Genomic DNA, 18,611 nt, shown 5'->3' on the forward strand with positions numbered 1-18,611 from the left:
TGTTAGAATTTATTTCAGGAGAATTTTGGATTCAATAAGAACATTCTCCACTATATAAATATCAAAAATAGAAGGTCTAACTTTTATAATTGCATGATTTTTTGTCAAACTAACTTTTTCAAGCTGTTGATATAAGTTTTTATCTAAATCTATTGTTTCTTTATTTCCTTTAAAATTAACTTTCAGCTTATAATAATCTCCACCTCTTCTATGTCTTCGTTTTTTAACTTCTAAAAATTCACAATTTTCTGTAATTATTTGATCTTTTGCTAAATCATTAACAATATGTTTCGATCCATAATAAAAAGATATTGAGAGAAAAATCGAGTAATAAATGGAAATTAAAACAATATCTTTCCAATATCCCGTTTCTACTAATTTACGTTTAAATATTGGTATATTTAATATTAAAAAAACGAAAATCAGTGAAAATATAAATAATACAATATAAGACCACCATCCTACATTAAATAATATTAATTCATCTTTCTTATAGAGGACAAATGCAATAACTAATAATACAATTGAAATAAAATTTGATGTCTTGGTAGAAACAAACTCTTTTTTTGTAGTATTTTTTGCTATATCTTTCTTTTTTGATTTTTTATTCTTTCTTCCCATTAACTAAACAATTCGTGTAAGACTTGTAATGATTTTGGCTTCTTGAAATTATTGGTATGAATTTGATAATACTTCACTAGAATCTCGAGTAAGAGAGAACGTTGTGATTGATTGAATGTATTTTTAGAATCTTCAGAAAAGTGTAATTCTAACAATTTTTTGAACAAAACAGTTTCATCTGCTTTCAACATATTGATGGATGAATTTGAATTGGTAAAAAATCCATTTTCTAAATCAAATAGATTTCCGTCAGTTTCTAAATTTGGATAAAAACCAAGAAAATGAGATAATTGAATCAAAAAAATCAAATGAAAATCTGCAAAATCGTCTTTCTTTTGATCAAATTCTTTTAGCGAATGTTCGATGTAAAAGTATAATTCAGGATTATCAGCTTCTTCTTTCAACACTAAATTTAAGATTTCAGCTAAGAAAAAAACAATCGCCGATTTGATGGGATGAAAATGCAACGATTCGTAATAATACGACGTTTGCACTGATTTTAAGAAAACCAATTGTTGCTCATTTGATTTCGGTTGAAAGCTCAAATCTATTTCTGCTAGCGGAAAATACAACGAAGTATTTCGCTTTTTTTTGGAGAAAACTCCTTTTGCTATAAATGATTTTAAGCCAAAATCTTGTGTATAACAACGAATAATTAAACTCGTGTCACCATATTTTAAGCTTGAAAGTACAATGGCTTTGGTTTCTAAAATTTTCATTAACGGACAACTGCAATTTTCAATGTTTTGGTTTCTGTACCATCTGCATTTGTCATCAAAACTAAGTAAATTCCAGAAGCTACTGGCTTTCCTTTTGCATTATTTGTATTCCATTCTACAATTCCTCCTTCGGCTTTTTTCTCAAAAAGTAAATTTCCAACAATATCTGTAATCTTAACCAACGCACGATTTGGAAGATTTTTTATCGTAACATTCCCTTTATATTCTGGTCGATAAGGATTTGGATACGCAATTGCATTGTTAAAATTATTCGCTTCTGTCGACACATCTCCATTATACGAAACCACACCTTTTTCTGTTGCAAAATATACTTTTCCTGTCGATTCATCAATCGAAACATCGTACACAACATCCGAAGGTAAAGGTGAATTTTTAGACGTAAAATGTAATTTCGTCGTTTCTCCACTATCCGAAACATAATAAACTCCTGCCCCATTTGTTGCAATCCATTTATTATTTGCGTTATCTACTTTTATAGCGTAAATCCCAACATCAGTTAACAACGCTTCCGGAATTCCATCTTGAATAATAACAACAGGCTCGGCAATTATATTATTAGAACTTACAGCATTATCAGCTCCGTACAAAACCACTAAACCTTGCCCTGTTCCGATCCAAAGATTTCCACTTTTATCAAGTGAAACTGTATGTACATCATCACTTGGTAAGTCTCCATTTGCAACTTTTATATTTACAATCTCTTTAAAATTTGAGTTATCCACAACAGAGATTCCACCATAACGTGCATTAGGAAAAAAAGTATATTGGCTACCTGCTATAGGTTTTACAGCAGTAGAAGCTATATTTTTTTCAGATCCAATAATTTCCCAAGAAGTATTTCCATTCTTTCTTCTTGCATAATAATTAAATTTTGAATCAGGATATCCAGCACCTGCCGCTTTATCTACAGGAAAAGAAGCTGCAACATATAGATTTCCTAAAAGATCGTAATTAAGACCTGCTATTCTTGAACTAGAAAAATCATTTTTTTGTAAAATTATTTTTGGCTCATCGTTATCTGCTAAATTAAACTCTAACACATCTCGTCGTCCATCTACATCTCTATCATAATAATTATAAGATCCTACTACAAATTTATTATCATCTAATGGATTCACTTCTACTTGTACTATATCTTTTGCTTTAATTTTTGAGAAAGAAAAATGTTTCCAATTTTTACTATCGTAATATGAAAAACCATCTACATTTTCAGCTGGAGTATTATAAACATCTCCCATTCCTCCTGGTGCAATCCAGACTTTACTTTTAGCTGTTGATACAGACCAAGCTTTATTATTGAAAGGTCCATCGGGATAAAATTCTTTATGATTAGATAAATTAATAATTCCATGATTTACAGATCCTCCAAAATAAATATTGTTAATAAAAATTCCTGTGTTGAAGTTTATAACATTTCCATCTTGATCATTTTTAGAATAATGTACACCACTCAAATCAGAAACTTGATTGTTTTGAGTAACAATTAATTGTCCATTAGATGATTTTAAATTAAGAATTGTATTATAAGAACCCACTGAAGAGCCATTTAATGATTTTAATTCATTGTTTACCGAATAATAAATCTCATTTTCAAATAATTCTATATTTGTAACATTTTGACCAACAATTTCTTCTTTCCAAATTTTTCTATTTGTAAAATCTGGATTATTCAAATTCTTATCCGATAATTCGCTCGAATAGATTCCTTTATCTGTTGCAATATAAAGAGTTGTTCCGTTAATTGTTGCATCATTTACAACAGCTGTATTTGTACGTGTTGTTTCTTTAAATTCTTCCTCTTTTAAGTCGAAAGAAACAATTCCAAAAGCTCCAGAAATAAACGCAATTCCATCATTTATAAAAATATGATTGACTTTTTTATCACCCGAAAAACCATTCCATTTGATATCCAAAACCATTGTCGATTCTCCAGATTTCAATAAATCTAAACCTCCATTTTCATACCCAACTAAAAACGAATCCGAATCTATATCATAAGCCATTGCAGAAACCCCAACATTGTTCAAAAAATTGGTTTTATTTAGTTTAATCCAATCACTTGTTGGATTTTGAGGATTGAACAAGAAAATTCCGTTTTCAGTTCCACAATAAATCACACCATTTACTTCTTCCAACAATTTCACATTATTGTAAGAAAAAAGATCAGTCCAACGCACTTTATCATTTTGAGCGTTTAAACTTGTGAAAATCATGGTGATGAAAATGAACAATTTTGTCTTCATAATGCACAAAAATACTGTAATTTATAACAAAATAACTTGCTAAAAATTGTATTGCTTGTTACAATAAATCATAAAATTTGCCTGGAAGAGTAGAAATTATTTGCTTCAATTCCAAATCTAATAAGGTTGGCATCAATTCGTAGGATTTCAAATTTAAGTCAAAAGACATTTTATCAATATGTTGTTTTCCATTGGTTTTGAGATAATTTACAATTAAATTTTCATCATCAGAAAACTCAATAAACAAATCTATTTGTTTTGGTTTCTTCTTCGAATTGAAGTTAAAATAATCAATAATATCTTTCGAATTTTCGACCAAATAAGCTTGATGAGATTTTATCAAATAATTACACCCAATACTCAACACATCGGTTGATTTCCCTGGTAAAGCAAATACTTCGCGATTATATTCATTTGCAAATTTTGCAGTCACCAAACTTCCTCCTTTAAAAGCAGACTCTACCACAATTGTAATATCCGACAAACCTGCAATAATCCGATTTCGTTGTAAAAAAGCTTCAGGTGAAGCAATTTTAAAACTTGGTTGCTCCGTAATCCAACCTCCTTTTTGTAAAATTTCAATCGCAATTTTTTTGTGAGCAACAGGATAAATTCGTTCAAAATTTGTTCCCATTACCGACCATGTTACAACATTATTTTTAAGCGCATTTGAATGTGCTTCAATATCGCAACCATACGCCAATCCACTCACAATTGTAACATCAAAATCAGCTAAACCTTCAATTAATTCAGTAATAAAATTTCGTCCATAATTGGTCATTTTTCGTGTTCCAACAATCGAAATCTTTTTATTACTGAGATGATTAAATTCTAAATTTCCTTTGCAAAAAATCACTAAAGGTGCATCAATACATTCTTTTAAGAATTGTGGATAAGCTTCATCATAAAAAGTTAAAATATTGATTTGATTATTTTTACAATATTCTATTTCGTTAAAAGCTAAATCTAACCATTTTTTATTCCCAAAATCTTTGCTTATTTGCTGTCCAATTCCCGAAATTTGCATCAAATCTTTTGGTTTACAATTCCAAGCAGCCGCTGCCGAACCAAAAAATTGAATAATTTTTCGAGCCGTGATATCGCCAATTCCTTTCTGGAAAGAAAGTGCTAAAATATATGGTAAATCGGTTTGCATTTTGTTAAATTATTAATATTAAACCAACTAAGAATAATTTTAAGTATTTATTTTTTGCTAAATCTAAAAAAAATGTTAATTTCGTAGTATGAGGTTAGAAGAGCATATTAGTCAATTATTATTTCAGCACGATTGTGTAATCGTTCCAAACTTTGGTGCGTTTATCTCAAACACTGCTAATGTGGCGTTTGACGAGCAAACAAACACATTTATTCCACCAAGAAAAGAGCTTTCTTTCAATACAACTTTAACAAAAAGTGATGGTGTTTTGGTTAATAAAATTGTAGAAGATGAGCCAATGTCTTTTGAAAATGCGCAAACATTTTTGAATGAACAAGTTTATTTTTGGCAAGAACATTTGAAAAATGGAAAAGTTTTAACCTTACAAAATATCGGATCATTACAATTTAATGACGCTGGAAAAATTGACTTCAAACCAGAAAATGCTCAAAATTATTTCATCGCCGCTTACGGTCTTTCAAATTTACAAGCCAATTACATTTTAGATTCGTCTAAAACTAAAACCTCTAACAAACACATGTCAAAATTTTTAGCCGCAGCCTCATTAATTCCCATTATTGTTGGTGGCTTCCTATATTTTAATACACCGCAACCCGTGCAAGAATTCGTAACGGAGCAATGGAGCGGTTTGGTTTTACCAATGATTGGTAAAGATGACGCAACCAAAACTGAAAAACCTACAGTGCAATACGATGTGTATAATATGCCACAAACCATTGCTGAACCTTCTTTGGTTGAATATCAAATTGCTGAAACCGTAACGAAAACAGATACAATTGAAACGCCTAAAAAAGTTGAAATTACAGTTGTAAAGGAAACAAAACTGAATGAGACTGAAAAGGAGATTACGGCAATTGTAAAGGAAAAACCTTCGACAAAAGAAGTTGTAAAAACAGAAACAAAAAAATTAACGAAAGTTGAAGCTCCTAAAACAGCTGAAAAGAAAGTTGAGGACAAAAAAGAAATTACAACTAAAACAACTGCAAAATCTAGCAATAAAAAATATCAAGTAATTGCGGCTTCGCTAAAACGTCAAGAAGATGCTGATCGTTTGGTTGGAGAATTGAAAAAACAAGGTTACAAAGATGCTGGAATTTCTTATGTAAAAGGTCGCTATTATTATGTTACATATAACAGTTTTAATAACATAGAAGAAGCACAAAAATATATGAATGATGTGAATAAAAAGTCTCCTGGAACTTGGGTTAGAACTGAAAATTAATTTATCATTTCAATACAATATAAATCGAAATAAGCTGCCCAAAAGGCAGCTTATTTCTTTGTTAGAATGAATATGAAAACTACTTCCAGCCTCCGCCTAAACTTTTGTAAATAGCGACAACTGTACTTAATTGTTTTTCTTTTGTTTCGATTAATTCCATTTTTGCATCCAATAAATCACGTTGAGTTGTTAACACTTCCAAATAATCTGCACGATTATTTTTGAACAATTGATTCGCAATATCAATAGATTCTACAAGTGCTTTCGCTTGTTTGTCTTTGTAAGAATAACTTTGTTCTAAATTATTAATCTTCGACATTTGATTTGACACTTCTAAATAAGCATTTAAAATTGTTTTATCATATTCGTACAACGCTTGTATTTGATGAGCATTTGCTGTATTAAACTCCGCTTTTATCGCACTTTTATTAATTAAAGGCGCAGCTAATTCTCCTGCCAATGAGTATAGAATTGACTCTGGCATTTTTACCAAATAAGAAGGTTTGAAAGCATTTAATCCTAAAGCCGCAGAAATATTAAGTGACGGATAAAACTCTGCACGAGCCACTTTTACATCCAATGCAGAAGCTTTCAATTCTAGTTCTGCTTGCTTGATATCAGGACGATTCGATAATAATTCAGACGGAATTCCTGCATGCATTGTTTGCGGAATCAAATCCATAAATGAAGAACCATCACGTTTTATCGTTTGCGGATATCTTCCCAATAATGCATTAATTCTATTCTCAGTTTCTGTAATATCTTGTTTAATATTAAACTCTTCGCTTTCTGATTTTAATAATTCTGCTTCAAATTTCTTCACCGCTAATTCAGTTTCACGCGCTGCTTCCTTTTGAATTTTAACTACACGAAGTGATTCTTTCTGTAACTCAATATTTCGATGAATTAACTCCAATTGACTATCTAAAGACAATAATTCATAATAAGACGAAGCGATTTCAGAAATCAAATTTGTCAAAACAAAATTCTTTCCTTCTACCGTTGATAAATATCGCGCAATCGAAGCATCTTTCGAATTACGTAATTTTTTCCAAATATCAACTTCCCAATCAGCGCTCAATCCAATCGCATAATCCATCAAAGGATCAGGCATTTCTTTCCCGGGTTTTATCTCAGTCGAAGCATCACCAGCACCTTGACTTGTATAACGACCAACTTTCTCAACTCCAATTCCTGCATTTGCTGAAACAGTTGGCGATAATTTTCCGTTTTTGTACAACACTTCATTTTTAGAAATCTCAATTTCTTGAAGTGTAATCATCAATTCTTGGTTATTTTTTAACGCTTCTTCAATCAAAACGACCAAATTTGGATCAGTAAAAAATTGTTTCCAAGGCGTTAACCCAGAACTTGGTGTATTATCATTTTGAACATTCTGATAAGCTTCTGGAATTTTTGGTGCTTGATGATTTTCTATCTCTTTGCTTACCGCAGGAGCTTTACAGCTCCAAATCATTGTTCCAAAAAGACTTATTGCAATTATATTTTTTAAACTATTTTTATTCATCTTCCGTGATTTCTTCTGTTAAAGGATTTTCATCTTCGTATTTCACCAATTGCATTTTATCCGCCAAAGCGCCAAACGCAACATACAAACCAGGCACAATAAACAACCCGAAAATAGTTCCGAACAACATTCCGCCTGCAGCAGCAGTACCAATTGTTCTATTTCCTACTGCTCCCGGACCAGAAGCAATAACCAACGGAATAAGACCTGCAATAAACGCAAATGATGTCATCAAAATTGGACGGAAACGAACACCCGCACCTTCAATCGCTGATTTTACAATTGATAAACCTTCGTTATGTTTTTGTACTGCAAACTCAATAATCAACACCGCATTTTTACCGAGAAGTCCAATCAACATCACCATTGCAACTTGTGCATAAATGTTATTCTCTAATCCTAATAATTTCAAGAAGAAAAATGCTCCGAAAATCCCTGTTGGTAATGAAATAATAACTGGTAAAGGCAAAATAAAACTTTCGTATTGTGCTGCTAAAATCATGTAAACGAAAATTAAACAGATGACAAAAATTATGACCGCTTCATTTCCACGAGAAACCTCATCTTTCGATATTCCTGCCCAATCAATTCCAAAACCACGAGGCAAAGTATTCTTAGCTACTTCATTAATCGCTGCAATCGCTTGTCCACTACTATAACCAGAAGCTGGCGTACCACTAATTTCTGCTGCATTATACATATTGTGACGCGTAATTTCTGATAAACCATATACTTTTTCAATTTTCATGAAAGCTGAATATGGAACCATTTCACCTTGATCATTTTTCACATACAATTTCAATAAATCTTCCGGTAGCGCACGATATTCTGGCGAAGCTTGTACCATCACTTTATAAGGTCGGTCAAATTTGATGAAACTTGTTTCGTAATTAGAACCAACTAATGTTGATAAATTATCCATCGCATTTTCGATCGAAACTCCTTTTTGTTCGGCAATATCATTATCAATTTTCAAGACATATTGAGGAAAGGAAGCACTATAAAATGTGAATACAGAGCTCAATTCTGGACGACGAGTTAATTCTTTTACAAAATCACGGCTCACTTCTTCCATTTTATGATAATCTCCACTACCCGCTTTATCCAATAATCTCAACTCGAAACCTCCTGCAGCTCCATATCCAGGAACAGATGGTGGTTGAAAATATTCGATATTCGCACCATTAATATTTCCAGCTTTTTCTTCTAATTCTTTGATGATTTCTTCCGCAGACTTAGAACGTTCGTCCCAACTTTTCAAGTTAATTAAACAAGTTCCAGAGTTTGCTCCTGTACCTTCTGTCAAAATCTCATAACCAGCCAAAGATGAAACTGATGAAACGCCATCAATTCCTTCCGCTATTTTTTGTAATTTTTGAGAAACTTCATTCGTTCTTTCTAACGTAGAACCTGGAGGTGTTTGAATAATTGCATAAAACATTCCTTGGTCTTCGTTTGGAATAAATCCAGAAGGCAAACTATTATTCAAAAAGAAAACTCCAGCGCAAAATGCAAGTAAAATTCCGAATGTAACAGTTCGTTTGTTAACTGTTTTGGTTAAAACTTTTTCGTATTTAAAAGAACCTTTGTTGAACAAATTATTAAACTTCAACAAAAATTTATTTAGCATCGTTTTCTTTCTTGGTTGATTATGATTATTTTTCAAAATCATTGCACACAAAGCTGGTGTAAGCGTTAAGGCAACAATTCCTGATAAAATAATTGATGTTGCCATCGTAATCGAAAATTGACGATAAAAAATTCCAACTGGACCAGACATAAACGCAACTGGAATAAAAACAGCTGCCATTACAAATGTGATTGCTATAATTGCTCCACTAATTTCGCGCATCGCTTCTTCCGTCGCTCGTAAAGGCGAGAGATTTTTCTCTTCCATCTTGGCGTGGACAGCCTCTATCACCACAATCGCATCATCGACGACAACTCCAATCGCCATAACTAAGGCAAATAATGAAATCAAGTTTAATGTAATTCCAAAGAAACTCATTAACGCAAAAGTTCCGACCAAAGAAACAGGAACCGCCAACGCAGGAATCAATGTAGAACGCCAGTCACCTAAGAATAAAAACACAACAATCCCAACTAAAACGAAAGCTTCAAAAAGTGTATGTACCACTTTTTCCATTGAAGCATCTAAGAATTTCGAAACGTCATATGAAATCTCGTAATCCATTCCTTTTGGTAAATTATTCTCTTTAAGATCAGCCATTAATGCTTTGATATTTTTAATCACTTCACTCGCATTACTTCCGTACGATTGTTTTATCACAATTGCGGCAGAAGGTTTTCCGTTCAATGTTGAGTAAATATCATACATCGAACTTCCGAATTCTATATCAGCAACATCTTTTAAACGTAAGATTTCTCCATCAGGATTTGCTCTTAAAATGATGTTTCCATATTGTTCTTTTGTGTTATATCGACCTGAATATTTTAATACATATTCAAAAGCTTCTGAACGTTTTCCAGAACTTTCCCCTGTTTTCCCTGGCGAAGCTTCAATACTTTGTTCATCCAACGCTTTCATCACATCATCCGCAGAAATATTATAGGCTTGCATTCTATCTGGTTTTAACCAAACACGCATTGCATATTCTCGGTTTCCTAAAATATCTGCATCTCCAACTCCATTAATACGTTTCAACTCAGATAAAATATTGATATCTGCATAATTATATAAAAATTGTTGGTCAGCTTTTGGATCGTTACTGTACAAGTTAATGTACATCAACATGTTTGATTCTTCGCGTGTAATTTTCACTCCTTCGCGAACTACTAAAGGCGGAAGTTTATTGACAACCGAAGAAACACGGTTTTGCACATTTACAGCTGCAATATTGGGATCAGTTCCTAAATCAAATATCACTTGAATAGACGCTTCACCGTCATTCCCAGCATCAGATGTAATATATTTCATTCCTGGAACACCATTTAGCGCACGTTCTAATGGAATTACAACCGACTTGATCAATAATTCGTTATTCGCACCGGGATATTCCGCTGTAATATTCACCTTTGGAGGCGAAATTGATGGGAATTGCGTTACAGGTAATTTGACTAATGATAGAATTCCTAAAAAAACTATAATCAACGAAATGACAATCGAAAGAACGGGTCTTCGAATAAATTTATCAAACATAACTTTGATTTTTTTAGATTAGTTTGATTTTAATTTTAACGATGAAAGAACTTTTCTAGGTGCAATAAATTTCGTTTTGATTTTATCATCATCTTTCACTTTCTGAACACCCTCTAACAAAATATTATCTTTCTCCGAAAGTCCGCTTTCTACCACATAAACATCAGGCATTTCTAAACCAATCGTGATATTTCTTGATTTCACAACACCATTTTTATCGACTACAAAAACATAGGTTTTATCTTGAATTTCGTAAGTTGCTTTTTGTGGAATTAATAAAGCATCATGTAACGGAACCGTCATTTTTACTTTCCCCGTTTCACCATTTCTCAACAAATGATTTGGATTTGCAAAACGTGCACGAAACGCAATATTTCCTGTTTCGTTGTTAAACTCTCCTTCTATCGTTTCTACCAAACCTTTTTCTGGTAAAGGTTTATTATTTGCCATAATCAACGAAACTTGTTTACTCGCTCTATCTTGACTATTTGTTTGATAATCTAAATATTCTGGCTCAGAAACGTTGAAATAAGCAAACATTGATGAGTTATCAGACAAATTTGTTAATAACATTCCTTCGTCAATCAAGCTTCCCAACTTCATAGGAATTCTATCAATAACACCAGAAAATGGCGCACGAATATCTGTAAATGATAAATGTAATTGAGCCAATTGCATTTCTGCTTTCGATTTTTCTAATCGTGCTTGCGCAATAGCTTTTTCGTTCTTAGAAACGACATTATTATCAGCCAAAGTTGCTGAATTTTGCAACTCAATTTGCGCCTCTTTTACCTCAGCTTTCGATTTTAAATATTCGGCTTGATACATCGAAGGCATAATGCGAAACAACAATTGACCAGCTTGTACATGTTGACCTTCATCCACAAAAACTTTTTGTAAATAACCTTTTTCTTGCGCACGAATTTCGATGTTTCGTACCGACTGAATTTGGGCAACATAATCCTTATCCACAATCGTATCCATTTTGATTGGAGTTGTGATTGGATAATCTTTCACTTCTTCTTTTTCCTGTTTTTTTGATGAACAACTTGTTGTCAACAATACAGTACTCAGAGCAACAAATAATGCGACTCTTTTCATAATTCTTCTAACTATTAAATGTAAAATTTGATTAAATGGATTTCTTGGCAGAAGTAGTTTTACCAAAAAATATTACATACAAAAATTGGCTAACATTCAGCTATTCATGGACTGAACACTAATTTTTGGTGTATTTTAAAAATTTAAGAAATCAATCAAATTCTGATTGTACGTAACAAAATGTACTTACAACTCGAAAATTTGATGGTTTTATTGTAGAAGATGTGTTTCTTTCTTAAACCTTGAATTATAAAGTTTAAAACCAGAACAACACTTAATAGTTTGATACAAGTTTCTAAATCGATTTTGTTTGATGTCTGAAAATCATCATCAATCGTTTCGATACTTGGATTAAATTCTTGAAATTGATTTGAATTTGAAGTTTTAGAAAATTTAGTTTCAACAATTTTACTTGCGTGATAAATATGTGTATTATCGTTAACAACTGTCTGCGAAGTTAAATTTCCTTGAAAATGTTGAGTACCCGCAAACACTTTAGTTTCCGCAAAAAATAGCAGAAATAAAGCAGACAGCAAGTATGTGATAAACATTTTCATAATTCTGTTCAAATGTAAGACTTGAAATAATACAATAATCTATATTAACATTTTTTAACTATAAAATTTTATTGATTTAATAAAAAACTCAATTACAAATACTTAACACAACGATAATAACTGTTTCAAAACTCGAATATTTTGTTGAAATTTGCACCCAACAAACAAAAGTTTATGGCGAAAGCAAAAACAGCAAAAGAGTCGTTAGCAGTAATGACAAACTTGGTTTTACCGAATGAAACCAACAACTTAGGAAACATGTTCGGAGGCGAATTATTGGCTTCTATGGACAGAATTTCTTCTATTTCTGCGAAAATGCATGGTGGAAGTTTTTTGGTTGTAACAGCAAGTGTCAATCACGTTGCGTTTAACATTCCGATTCCGATGGGAAGTACAGTGAAGTTAGAATCTAAAGTAACTCGCGCATTCAAATCATCGATGGAAGTGTATGTTGATGTCTATGTTTACGATTACGAAAATTGTGTTTATAACCAAACAAATAGCGGTATTTATACATTTGTAGCCGTTGATAATGATAATAAACCTGTTCAAGTCCCTGAATTAATTCCAGAATCTGAACAAGAAATCGAGCGTTATGAAGCTGCTTTGCGTCGTAAACAATTAAGTTTGATTTTGGCTGGCAGAATGAATCCTGCTGATGCACACGAATTAAAATCGTTGTTTATTACAGAATAAAATAAAAAAGTCGAAACAATGTTTCGACTTTTTTATTGATATAATTTTTTAACCTTTTCCAGCTAAACGATCCACCACATATTCTATTTGTGTTTTCCCGTGTGGTTTTGGTTTTCCTTCTGCATCTAAATTTACCATCGTAATTCGATCGACTGTAATAATGGTTTCATGCGTCATTTTGTTACGTACTTCGCATTGTAAAACCAATGAAGTTGTTCCAAATTTCACCACTTCAATTCCAATTTCTACAATATCACCTTCACGAGCCGAAGCCATAAAGTTGATTTCCGACATATATTTGGTCACAACATGCGAATTTTCTAATTGCACAATGCTATACAACGCCGCTTCTTCATCAATCCAAGCCAAAAGCTTTCCTCCAAAAAGTGTTTTGTTTGGGTTAAGATCTTCTGGTTTTACCCATTTACGAGTGTGAAATTTCATAGTTTTCTATTTTAAGTTCTTGCTTATTTTCTGTTGCCAAATGATTCGCATCCGAAATAAACTTGACTAAATTTACAGCATATTTTCCATCTAACAAAGATTCATTATGACGGATTAACGCGTCAGAAATTTCGGCAATGGCGTTAGGATGAAAATTCTTTTGTTCAGTAGAAATTTTGTTTGAACAACACACATTTTTTAAATCAGAATAAATCATTTGATTAAGATATTGATCTCCAATCTTTATTGTTCCTTTTTCAGCAATAAGCGTGATATTACTTTCGAAATTTTTATTGAAAACTGACGTTGTATAAATCATATGTCCGATTGCTCCATCGGCAGTAAAATCAACACAACCCGAATCATCAAATTCTGTCACTTCTTGATGCGTAAAATTGAAACTTTTTGAATTTGTACAAATTACCTCATCAAACCAAAAATTCATGATATCAACAAAATGCGAAAATTGAGTAAATAAAACACCTCCATCCATTTCTTGGTTTCCGTGCCATTCACGCAACTTGTAATAATTCTTGTTACGATTCCAATAGCAATTAATATTCACCATGAAAATTTTCCCTAATGAATTATTATCTATCAAATTCTTTACATATTGCACAACTGGAGAAAAACGAAGCTGCATCGACGTAAAAACTCTAAGTTTCTTTTCGTCAGCAACTTTCAGTATTTCAGTAATATCTTCTACAGTTAATGCAATTGGTTTTTCAATCAAAACATTTTTTCCCGCTTTTAAACAACGAATCGCATGTTCGCGGTGCAAACCATTTGGCGTAGCAATCACAACAACATCAGTTTCTTGATCTTCGTTCAGAAAACTTTCAAGTGTTGAATAACCTTTGAAAGGTAAATCTTCTGGTAAATTGAAATCAATCACCGAAATTAATTGCGCATTTTCCGTTTCTTCTATCGCTTGTTGATGTACACGTCCAATATGACCGTAGCCTAAAATGGAAAAATTCTTCATTGAATTTATTTAATAATTTTTTCTAATATCTTTTGTGTGATTAGATAAGTTGGTTTTACACCTGTTAATCCTAAACCTCCAGAAGCCAATGTACTTCCTGTTTCTAACGGATTATCAGAAGCGTAATAAGCATACATTACTTTAACATCTTTATCGATGTGATGTCTAATTTTTGACGCAACCTGAATCGCTTTTTGATAATGCGCACCTTCCATTTCTAATCCAATCGCTTGGAAAGACGAATTTTTGAAATACTCTAAAACGTCTTTATTTTGTAATGATGTTCCTAAAACCGAAATCATTGGTCCTTCATAAACACCTAAACCTTGTCCTTCGAAATCTGCAGCGGTTAATTCGTTATCAAAAACATAATTATCTGTTGTTCCTTCGAAAACATGCGCTGTAGCAATCATTATATCACCTTTTATTCCTTCAAGAATACCAGCTTTACCCATAATCGCAACAGATTTTACATTCATTTTGAATTTTACATCTCCTACTTTGTATGGTTTCAACAACTCATCCATCGCCTCAAATGCTTGCTCACCAAAGGCATAATCCATCACAATAATCACCTCATTGTTCTTATCTTTTGCATAAGAAAATGCTGAATTTGCAATGTTTACTTTAGATAAATCAATAATTTGAACATCGATATTTGTTCCTGATTGATCTTTGATGTAAACTAAACCATTTTGTTGAGTGTATTCATTTAACGAATCGCGCAACATTTTGTTGTTTGCCGCACTCAAATCTTCGTAAATTTCTACACCATCATTTTTGTATTTTCTTTTTAATCCATCATAGGCATACAACATGTTAGACACACTATGCATATTAGCAGAAATGATGTGAATGTTTTTATCTTGAAGATTATTTTCGAATAATACACGTTTGATTTCATTCGCCCATTTTTCTCCAATCATATGATGACCAATCGATTCACGTAAAGTTGACGTAAATGTAATTTCACGTTTCTTTGTTCCGATACGATCTTGTTGGCTAGTATATCCCATCCAATAAACTACACGGAAAAAATAATCTTTGTCGTCTGCTTTACTGAAATAATGATGAATTTCTTGTGTTTCTTCAAATGTTCTTCCTAAAATCGTCGATAAATGCATCAAAGCAACTTCGCGTTCTTTTCGAGAAATTTCAACTTCATTAAATGCAACATTTTCGATAAATTCCCACGCTCTACTTTTAGAAAGTGTTTCGTTACTAAATGCTCTATTTCTGATTTTATCCGCTTCGTTATATAAAAATGTTAAGTGCGTTAACACATCATAAATGTCAGAACGACCGCGAGAAATTTCGATATTCATCTGGTCATCATCAATTCTATAGCAAAAACGACGACGTTTTGCAGGAATAATTGGTGTAAAAATAGAACGATCATAACCTTCGTCAGATGTAAAAGACACATATGGCGTTTCTACAATTCCTTCTGGTAAACGATCTAAAACGTACATCAACCCACTTAATTCTACTTTGTTTGGATCTGTCATTGACCCGTAGATTTCAGGATTAATTTCGAATAATAAATTTCTTAATATTTTTCCAGGTGCACCAGATGGACGGTACACTCCTCTATGAAATAAATGACGCATAGAGATATATAATCTTTCAATAGCGTCAGTAGATCTTCTTGCTCTTGTTATTGACATAATAATTTTTTTTTTACTTTTTTTGGTTGTTTAATTCTTGTTGAATGGCCATTAATTCATCGTACCATTCTTGTCCAAATTTTCGGACCAACGAATCTTTTGCAAATGTTGCAACATTCACTTTCAATTCTTTTCCTAAGGTACAAGCATCTGAGCAGATATCCCATACATCATAGTTCACAGAAGTGAAATTTGAATATTCCTTAACACGAACTGGATATAAATGACAAGAAATTGGTTTTTTGTAATCGACCTTTCCATCTTCGTATGCTTTTTCAATACCGCATTTTGAAAAACCATTTTCTTCGAAAACTAAATAGGCACATTCACGATTATTGACTAATGGAGTTACCCAATCGCCGTCAGTATCCATTGTGTACTTACCTTCTTGCTCAATCACCGCAATTCCTTCTGGACGCAAATAAGGTTTTACATCTTCATAAATATCGTCTAATACAATTAGTTCGTCATCATTCAAAGGCGCTCCTGCGTCACCTTCTACACAACAAATCCCTTTACATTTGTTAAGATTACAAACAAAATCTTCATTTAGTAGTTCTTCAGATACAAGGGTTTTTCCTATTTGGAACATGTTACATTAAATTTTGTAACATGCAAAGGTACGGAAAATTCCTCAGAAAAATGTAATTTTGTAAAAGAATAATGGATAATCTACTTTCAAAAATCAATCATCCTAAGGAACTTAGGACTTTTGAAGCGTCTCAATTAACTGCTTTAGCTCACGAGATGCGCGAGTTTATTTTGGATACTTTGAGTGTAAAACCAGGACATTTAGGTGCTAGTTTGGGTGTGATTGAATTAACGATTGCATTACATTATCACTACAATACACCTAAAGATTTGTTGATTTGGGATGTAGGTCATCAATGTTATCCACATAAAATTTTGACTGGTCGTCAACAAATTTTCGATTCTCTTCGTCAGAAAGATGGTATTTCTGGTTTTCCAACGCGTACAGAAAGTGAGTTTGATACATTTGGAACGGGACATTCTTCTACATCTATTTCAGCAATTGTTGGGATGGCAACAGCAGATAAAATCAATCAAATCAATAGAAAACATATTGCAATTATTGGTGACGCATCAATTACTTCTGGAATGAGTTTAGAAGCATTGAATCACCTTGGATCGACAGATTTGGATGTTTTAGTGATTTTGAATGATAATGATATCGGAATTGATCCTTCGGTTGGTGGTTTGAAAAAACATTTTAAATCATTAGAAAATCAATCCGAAAATATCTTTACCAATTTTGGTTTAAATTTCATCGGAACAATTGATGGGCACAACTTTGATGAATTACTGAATGCTTTCAATAAAGCTGATTCAATCAGAGGTCCAAAAGTTTTACACATCAAAACAACAAAAGGAAAAGGTTACGAACAAGCCGAAATCGATCAAGTAAAATGGCATGCTCCTGGTTTGTTCGATAAAGAAACGGGTGAAATAAAATCAAAGAAAAAAGAAAAATCGTATCAAGATGTTTTTGGTGAAACCATGCATCAATTACTTGAAAATAACTCACAAATCGTTGCGATAACGCCTGCTATGTTAACAGGAAGTAATTTGGTGAAATGTCATCAAGATTTCCCAAAACGAGTTTTTGATGTCGGAATTGCAGAACAACATGCGGTAACGTTTGCAGCTGGTCTGGCGACGAAAAATACCATTCCGTATTGTATGATTTATTCGACATTTTTACAACGTGCATACGATCAAGTCATTCACGATGTAGCGTTACAGAATCTACCTGTTGTATTTTGTATTGATCGTGCAGGATTCGTTGGTACAGATGGCGCGACACATCATGGTTATTTTGATATTGCGTATTTGCGCGAAATTCCGAATATGATTGTGTCTTCGCCTCGAAACGAAAAAGATTTCAAAAATCTATTGTACACAGCGCAGTTTACAACTCAACCATTTGCTATTCGTTATCCAAAAAATAATATCCAAACAAGCAATTCTAAAGTCAAAAAAATAGAAATCGGTCAATCTGAAATTATTTTTGAAGGAAGTCAATTAGCAATTCTTTCAACTGGATTGATTAGTTCTCGAATCGAAGAAATTATCATCCAAAATCATCTTCAAGATAAAGTTGCTTTGATTGATTTTCCATTTATCAAGCCTTTGGATGAATCTCGCTTAAAAGCTATTTCATTAAAATATTCTACCATTCTAACTTTTGAAGATGGAATAAAAAAAGGTGGTTTCGGAAGTGGAATTTTAGAGTTTCTGAATTCAATACATTACAAAGGAAATATTACAATCAACGGTTATCCAGACGAATTTATCGAACACGCTTCGATTACCGAATTAGAACAAATGATTGGTTTAGATGATTCATCGATTTTAGAAATGATTTTTTCCTACCTAAAAATTCAACAATCCTAAAAATTAATAATTTTCGGTACGAGAGTTGTAATAGCTTTTTCTAATTTATAAACAC

General features: G+C 32.5%; 15 protein-coding genes. 3 read left to right on the plus strand and 12 right to left on the minus strand.

The genetic code is table 11. The features are described from left to right. Positions 1-9: 9 nt before the first annotated feature. Genes B3R94_RS10300 through dprA form a run of 4 tightly spaced genes read right to left on the minus strand, consistent with a single transcriptional unit; the run spans position 10 to position 4,760 of the window. Positions 10-621 carry a hypothetical protein gene (locus B3R94_RS10300; protein ID WP_291100642.1) on the minus strand — a complete coding sequence of 204 codons (612 nt, stop codon included), beginning with the start codon at positions 619-621 and terminating at the stop codon, positions 10-12. Beyond that, positions 621-1,340: a DNA repair protein RecO gene (recO, locus tag B3R94_RS10305; protein WP_291090692.1), complete on the minus strand. Its 720-nt coding sequence runs from the start codon at positions 1,338-1,340 to the stop codon at positions 621-623. Before recO ends, B3R94_RS10300 begins: the two co-directional genes overlap by 1 nt. Further along, on the minus strand, positions 1,340-3,604 hold the full coding sequence (locus B3R94_RS10310; RefSeq protein WP_291100645.1) for a two-component regulator propeller domain-containing protein: 2,265 nt from the start codon (positions 3,602-3,604) through the stop codon (positions 1,340-1,342). The genes recO and B3R94_RS10310 overlap by 1 nt, the downstream gene beginning before the upstream one ends. A 58-nt stretch (positions 3,605-3,662) precedes the next feature. Beyond that, a complete protein-coding gene (dprA, locus tag B3R94_RS10315) occupies positions 3,663-4,760 on the minus strand; it encodes a DNA-processing protein DprA (protein ID WP_219034050.1) in 1,098 nt (365 codons plus the stop codon). Positions 4,761-4,848: 88 nt separating this feature from the next. On the opposite strand from dprA, the gene B3R94_RS10320 reads away from it, so the two are divergent. Continuing rightward, positions 4,849-6,003: an SPOR domain-containing protein gene (locus B3R94_RS10320; protein WP_286473815.1), complete on the plus strand. Its 1,155-nt coding sequence runs from the start codon at positions 4,849-4,851 to the stop codon at positions 6,001-6,003. A gap of 79 nt (positions 6,004-6,082) precedes the next feature. On the opposite strand, the gene B3R94_RS10325 is transcribed toward B3R94_RS10320, so the two are convergent. From B3R94_RS10325 to B3R94_RS10340, 4 genes are all read right to left on the minus strand, one after another. Beyond that, positions 6,083-7,531, minus strand: a complete 1,449-nt coding sequence (locus B3R94_RS10325) for a TolC family protein (protein WP_291100648.1) — start codon at positions 7,529-7,531, stop codon at positions 6,083-6,085. Then, positions 7,524-10,691: an efflux RND transporter permease subunit gene (locus B3R94_RS10330; RefSeq protein WP_125349975.1), complete on the minus strand. Its 3,168-nt coding sequence runs from the start codon at positions 10,689-10,691 to the stop codon at positions 7,524-7,526. Before B3R94_RS10330 ends, B3R94_RS10325 begins: the two co-directional genes overlap by 8 nt. 18 nt (positions 10,692-10,709) lie before the next feature. Then, positions 10,710-11,792, minus strand: a complete 1,083-nt coding sequence (locus B3R94_RS10335) for an efflux RND transporter periplasmic adaptor subunit (RefSeq protein ID WP_114998167.1) — start codon at positions 11,790-11,792, stop codon at positions 10,710-10,712. 155 nt (positions 11,793-11,947) lie between these two features. After that, on the minus strand, positions 11,948-12,343 hold the full coding sequence (locus tag B3R94_RS10340) for a hypothetical protein (RefSeq protein WP_180905720.1): 396 nt from the start codon (positions 12,341-12,343) through the stop codon (positions 11,948-11,950). Between the two features lie 180 nt (positions 12,344-12,523). On the opposite strand from B3R94_RS10340, the gene B3R94_RS10345 reads away from it, so the two are divergent. Continuing rightward, positions 12,524-13,045 carry an acyl-CoA thioesterase gene (locus tag B3R94_RS10345; protein WP_219034046.1) on the plus strand — a complete coding sequence of 174 codons (522 nt, stop codon included), beginning with the start codon at positions 12,524-12,526 and terminating at the stop codon, positions 13,043-13,045. Between the two features lie 48 nt (positions 13,046-13,093). On the opposite strand, the gene B3R94_RS10350 is transcribed toward B3R94_RS10345, so the two are convergent. The 4 genes from B3R94_RS10350 to B3R94_RS10365 are packed head-to-tail and all read right to left on the minus strand — an operon-like array spanning position 13,094 to position 16,733. Beyond that, complete coding sequence (locus tag B3R94_RS10350; protein WP_038336752.1) at positions 13,094-13,489, minus strand: acyl-CoA thioesterase; 396 nt, start codon at positions 13,487-13,489, stop codon at positions 13,094-13,096. Continuing rightward, positions 13,470-14,474, minus strand: coding sequence for a Gfo/Idh/MocA family protein (locus tag B3R94_RS10355; RefSeq protein ID WP_219034045.1), 1,005 nt, complete (start codon positions 14,472-14,474; stop codon positions 13,470-13,472). The genes B3R94_RS10350 and B3R94_RS10355 overlap by 20 nt, the downstream gene beginning before the upstream one ends. A 5-nt stretch (positions 14,475-14,479) precedes the next feature. After that, complete coding sequence (locus B3R94_RS10360; protein ID WP_125349979.1) at positions 14,480-16,141, minus strand: DUF6909 family protein; 1,662 nt, start codon at positions 16,139-16,141, stop codon at positions 14,480-14,482. Positions 16,142-16,154: 13 nt separating this feature from the next. Then, positions 16,155-16,733, minus strand: a complete 579-nt coding sequence (locus B3R94_RS10365; protein WP_280037310.1) for a DUF3109 family protein — start codon at positions 16,731-16,733, stop codon at positions 16,155-16,157. Between the two features lie 71 nt (positions 16,734-16,804). Between B3R94_RS10365 and B3R94_RS10370 the strand changes: the two genes are divergently transcribed. Next, positions 16,805-18,556, plus strand: a complete 1,752-nt coding sequence (locus B3R94_RS10370) for a 1-deoxy-D-xylulose-5-phosphate synthase (RefSeq protein ID WP_038336748.1) — start codon at positions 16,805-16,807, stop codon at positions 18,554-18,556. Positions 18,557-18,611: the final 55 nt, after the last annotated feature.

It is taken from the genome of Empedobacter sp. UBA7611 (genome assembly GCF_002484365.1).
GTDB classification, from domain to species: domain Bacteria; phylum Bacteroidota; class Bacteroidia; order Flavobacteriales; family Weeksellaceae; genus Empedobacter; species Empedobacter falsenii_B.

Excerpts from the sequence above, each read along its gene's own strand:
- B3R94_RS10300 (WP_291100642.1), bottom strand. The coding sequence starts at position 621 with ATGGGAAGAAAGAATAAAAAATCAAAAAAGAAAGATATAGCAAAAAAT.
- recO (WP_291090692.1), bottom strand. The coding sequence starts at position 1,340 with ATGAAAATTTTAGAAACCAAAGCCATTGTACTTTCAAGCTTAAAATAT.
- B3R94_RS10310 (WP_291100645.1), bottom strand. The coding sequence starts at position 3,604 with ATGAAGACAAAATTGTTCATTTTCATCACCATGATTTTCACAAGTTTA.
- dprA (WP_219034050.1), bottom strand. The coding sequence starts at position 4,760 with ATGCAAACCGATTTACCATATATTTTAGCACTTTCTTTCCAGAAAGGA.
- B3R94_RS10320 (WP_286473815.1), top strand. The coding sequence starts at position 4,849 with ATGAGGTTAGAAGAGCATATTAGTCAATTATTATTTCAGCACGATTGT.
- B3R94_RS10325 (WP_291100648.1), bottom strand. The coding sequence starts at position 7,531 with ATGAATAAAAATAGTTTAAAAAATATAATTGCAATAAGTCTTTTTGGA.
- B3R94_RS10330 (WP_125349975.1), bottom strand. The coding sequence starts at position 10,691 with ATGTTTGATAAATTTATTCGAAGACCCGTTCTTTCGATTGTCATTTCG.
- B3R94_RS10335 (WP_114998167.1), bottom strand. The coding sequence starts at position 11,792 with ATGAAAAGAGTCGCATTATTTGTTGCTCTGAGTACTGTATTGTTGACA.
- B3R94_RS10340 (WP_180905720.1), bottom strand. The coding sequence starts at position 12,343 with ATGTTTATCACATACTTGCTGTCTGCTTTATTTCTGCTATTTTTTGCG.
- B3R94_RS10345 (WP_219034046.1), top strand. The coding sequence starts at position 12,524 with ATGGCGAAAGCAAAAACAGCAAAAGAGTCGTTAGCAGTAATGACAAAC.
- B3R94_RS10350 (WP_038336752.1), bottom strand. The coding sequence starts at position 13,489 with ATGAAATTTCACACTCGTAAATGGGTAAAACCAGAAGATCTTAACCCA.
- B3R94_RS10355 (WP_219034045.1), bottom strand. The coding sequence starts at position 14,474 with ATGAAGAATTTTTCCATTTTAGGCTACGGTCATATTGGACGTGTACAT.
- B3R94_RS10360 (WP_125349979.1), bottom strand. The coding sequence starts at position 16,141 with ATGTCAATAACAAGAGCAAGAAGATCTACTGACGCTATTGAAAGATTA.
- B3R94_RS10365 (WP_280037310.1), bottom strand. The coding sequence starts at position 16,733 with ATGTTCCAAATAGGAAAAACCCTTGTATCTGAAGAACTACTAAATGAA.
- B3R94_RS10370 (WP_038336748.1), top strand. The coding sequence starts at position 16,805 with ATGGATAATCTACTTTCAAAAATCAATCATCCTAAGGAACTTAGGACT.